This window comes from Leptolyngbya sp. FACHB-36 (assembly GCF_014695955.1).
In the GTDB taxonomy this organism is placed as follows: Bacteria; Cyanobacteriota; Cyanobacteriia; order Leptolyngbyales; family Leptolyngbyaceae; genus FACHB-36.
The window spans coordinates 1-3,935 of the sequence record NZ_JACJPG010000149.1; the positions used below are offsets into that span (position 1 = coordinate 1).

6 protein-coding genes are annotated in these 3,935 nt (G+C 55.9%); all 6 read right to left on the minus strand.

What is annotated here, in order from left to right; all coding sequences use genetic code 11:
- Window positions 1-467: MOSC N-terminal beta barrel domain-containing protein (locus tag H6F43_RS02140; protein WP_347272363.1), on the minus strand; the 467-nt coding region annotated here is incomplete at its 3' end.
- Between the two features lie 113 nt (window positions 468-580).
- On the minus strand, window positions 581-1,267 hold the full coding sequence (locus tag H6F43_RS02145; protein ID WP_190340368.1) for an urease accessory UreF family protein: 687 nt from the start codon (window positions 1,265-1,267) through the stop codon (window positions 581-583).
- A 12-nt stretch (window positions 1,268-1,279) separates the two neighbouring features.
- A complete protein-coding gene (locus H6F43_RS02150) occupies window positions 1,280-1,792 on the minus strand; it encodes an urease accessory protein UreE (protein ID WP_190340369.1) in 513 nt (170 codons plus the stop codon).
- Window positions 1,789-2,700: an urease accessory protein UreD gene (locus H6F43_RS02155; protein ID WP_190340370.1), complete on the minus strand. Its 912-nt coding sequence runs from the start codon at window positions 2,698-2,700 to the stop codon at window positions 1,789-1,791. The genes H6F43_RS02150 and H6F43_RS02155 overlap by 4 nt, the downstream gene beginning before the upstream one ends.
- A gap of 14 nt (window positions 2,701-2,714) precedes the next feature.
- Window positions 2,715-3,347 (minus strand): urease accessory protein UreG, encoded by a 633-nt coding sequence (ureG, locus tag H6F43_RS02160; RefSeq protein ID WP_190340371.1) that lies wholly within the window; start codon window positions 3,345-3,347, stop codon window positions 2,715-2,717.
- 12 nt (window positions 3,348-3,359) lie between these two features.
- The coding region (locus H6F43_RS02165; RefSeq protein WP_190340372.1) for an amidohydrolase family protein at window positions 3,360-3,935 on the minus strand (576 nt) is incomplete at its 5' end.

Here is a 3,935-nt window from a genome sequence, read left to right on the forward strand (position 1 = left end):
AACGTTCCGGGCGGCATAAACAGCTGCGTGACGGCTTCTTGATGCGCTGTGCCCTCTACACTGGGCCAATACTGGTCTAGACTCGCCGACTCCGGCACAGACGAGAGTAGCTGAACATCGCGCCCCAATTGATGCGAGAGGATGTTGCCAATGTCCGGCGCTTCGCTGCTGACCGAGTGTCCGTCTGGCAGCACAACTTTGACGGGAGGAGTCGGTGTTTGCGCCTGTGGAGCGTCTACAAACGACGCATGAAAATCGAGCAGTTTTGCCCACTTTTTGGGATTCTTGGCGCTGGCGACTCTGCCAGTTTGGACATCCCACAGTGCATAAGCCCGATCGCCCAGCAAGCCATGTGCTGTAATTTCGGACGTCACCAACTCCTCACCCAGCATGGATTTAACAGGGTAGCGCCAGAGAGTGGCGATCGAACCAACCAGTTGCCGCACCATCGCATTCCAGACACACACAACGACTGGCTAACGCTATCACGCTCAAACGGCGCTTAACGTATCCGGACTTACGAATCCAGACAGTTTGAATAAGCCAGACAGTTTAATTTATTCAACGCAACGGCTGCAACTTAGCTGGCAAATTGTTTCACCATCAAGCGGCGATGGGACATTTGGGCAAGGTCGATCGCTGGAGTACACGACCACATAGTGTCTAACGCTTGATCAGCGGCGTGATCAATCACGGCTTCAATATCTGCGGCAATGGTTCTAAGGACGATTTGCGATCGGATATGTCCTAAAATTCCCAGTCGAATTGCCGCCCCGGCTAACCCCGTGACAAAGCTGTGCAAAAACGCAAACGCCACATCGCTCTCGGTTAACCCCGCAACCCGACCCACCACCGCAAACACGATCGGGTGCAAGCAATGGAGATGTCCTGCCTCAGACTGGTCCAGCAGCCACTCTAGCTGGACATCTGCCCACGTTGTTTGAGCCACCATCAAGAGCGCTTTGCCGCTTTTTTGCTGAGCCTCACGAGCCTCCTGAACCAGAGTTTGAGCAAACAGGCGGTGGTCAATCTGCTGCACAGCCGCTAAATTCTGAGTCGCGCTGGCGCGGTAGGCATGGAACAGCGCCACCAAGTCGCAGGAGCCAACCCTGTTGTAAAGCAGCAGCGTCAGAAAGTCCTGAAAATCCTCAGACGATCGCACCTGCCCGGTTGCCACAAGCGACTCCAGCCCGTGCGACAGGGTGAATGACCCTGATGGAAAAAACGAGTCAGACAGTTGCATTAGGGCAAGGCGGCGATCGAGCATTGGAGTCGTGGGTTAGTGATGAGAATGATGGGAGAAGGTCAGCGGCTGCTCTGGCGATCGCGATTCATAGCGAATTTGGATGCCAGGAATGTTGAAGCTGCGAATTGTGGACTCAATCACGTGCGGGTCCGAGGTAAGCTGTACATAAATTTCATTCTGCTGCACCAGAATAGACCAGTGGTGATTTCCTAGCGCGTGTCCCAGATGAATCAGAGCAATCTCATGCCCTGTAACATCCCCAGCAACGCTCAACACCATCACCGTTTGAGCTTCTAGATGCACAATCAGCAGTTTTCCCGTGTCCGTTGCAAACGTGTCGCCCTCACAAATCGCCTGATCGCGCGGTTTGACAATGCCGATCGCTTCTCCGGATGCCGCGTGCGCGTGGATGCGACCCTTAGGACGATCGGCGGGATGCAACGACACCTCTAAACACTGCCCCGAGCGGCGTGCCTGTTCAACCCGCGCCGCTAGCGTGGAATCGGTGATGCAGTTACCGAGGTAGGTTTGGGCGATCGCGGTCATTTGGGGATTTCCGGTAGATTGGGTTCGCCTCGGCTTCGTCGCACACAGTTCAGCGCGAAGCGAATGTACGTTTTTAGGCTGCTGGCGTTCGCGGCGGCAGCCCGAATCAGCAAGCCGTTGCAGTTGGGCAACTGGGAACTAGCCGCCATAATCGGTTGCTCATCTGTCGCGGTAAACGTGTCCAGTTCTGCACTGAGCCGCTGCAAATCAACCGTTGGCTGGACCGCGATTACCGTCGCGATCGCCGGGAGTGGCGAGAACACTGAGCTGTGGCGAAACGGATTTAGCTTGCCTTCTAAGCGGGTGGTATCGGCGAACAGCAGCCGATCGACCGTGCGAACCTGCACGCGGCTGACATAGCGATGGAAGCGGTAGAACTCGCCCCGCGCCAGTCGTCCCGGTAAAACCATCTCGCTGAGAAACAGGTGAGCAGTGGGCTGGAGAGTGATCTGGATGGTTTGCTCGACGGCGGCATCGGCGTAGAGAATCAGCGGTTCTGGCACGAACTCTAACGTCGCCGCTGCTCCAACCTCAATGGCGTACGCAACTTTGGCAGGCTGGTCGATCGCCATTGTGTGCGCTTTTGTTGCCGATTGGTCCGTTAGGTACAGGCGGGTGCGATCGTTCAGATGCAGCGATACGTGCAGATCGTCGCCTGCCAGCAACCCCGGCGAGGAATTCATCATGTACAGATACAGCCGCGATCGATCGAGCGGATCGAGCCGCAGCGGACCCGACAGGCGAAAAGGATACGTGGCGTACTGCCGCTGCACAAACGACTGTCCCGTGCGGCTACAGCTTACGGTCAGGTCAAGCTGCGATCGCCGCTCAAGGCTAGCACCATCTGACGTTGGTGCAACGCTGGGCAGCGCGATTAAGGAATCAATTGTTGGTTGTGCAACACTCATGGGTGACCCAAAAATCAATGGCTGGAAAGGACGGTGCTACTTCGGAACAGCACCGTTTCTAGAATGAAGCCTACGACCTGATCCAGTCCTTCACCCGTTTTGCAGTTGGTGTAGGCGATCGCTTTGCCGCGTCGGCGATCGATCGCGTCGCGACGAATTAAGTCCAGATCGGCACCCACAAACGGCGCGATGTCAATTTTGTTGATCACCGCCAGATCTGCCTGCATAAAACCTGGACCGTTCTTGCGGGGAATATCGTCTCCGGCACCAACATCAATCACAAACAGGTAAGCATCCACAAGGTCATAGCTGAACGTAGAAGCGAGGTTGTCGCCGCCGCTCTCGACAAAAATTAAATCGAGTTGCGGATGGGCTTTCTCCAACGCTCGAATCGCCAGCAGGTTCATGGTGGGGTCTTCCCGAATCGCCGTATGCGGGCAGCTTCCGGTTTCAACACCGATCACGCGATCGCTGGGCAGAATCCCGTTGCGCTTTAGTCGATCGGCGTCCTCCTGAGTCAGCAAATCATTGGTGACGATCGCCACTTCAACGCCCTGCTGCATCAACCGAGGCACCAGACGCTCTAGCAGGGCGGTTTTGCCGCTGCCGACCGGACCTCCAATGCCAACTCGCGCCGCTGTTTTCATTGCCGTCTCCTGCTATCTGAAGATGTAAAGCTGACCGAGCGGCACTCGCTCAACGGGTTCGCACGTCGCTAAGCTGCCATTGACTCTTACCTGGAACGTGTCCGGGTCTACTTCAATTTCAGGGCAAGCGCTGTTGTGCAGCATGTCTGCTTTGGTCAGCGATCGGGTTCTTTTAACGGGAAGTAGCTGCTTTCGCAGTCCCAGCGTGTCTTGCAGTCCAGATTCTAGGGCGGCCTGCGCCACAAAGCAGAACGAGGTAGACGGGCAAGCGCTACCAAAACTGCCCCACTGCGGGCGATACAGAATTGGCTCACAGGTCATCAGTGAGGCATTGGATTCTCCCATTGGGGACCAGGCAATAAAGCCGCCTTTGATGATCAGTTCTGGCTTAATGCCGAAGAATCCCGGCTGCCACAGCACCAAATCGGCAATTTTTCCGGGCTCGATCGAGCCAACATAGGCATCGATGCCACAGGTTTTGGCAGGGTTGATGGTGTACTTTGCCAGATAGCGCAAAATGCGGTGATTATCGCTGCGATCGGTGTCTTCCGGCAGCGCGCCGCGCTGGTCTTTCATCTTCGATGCCAA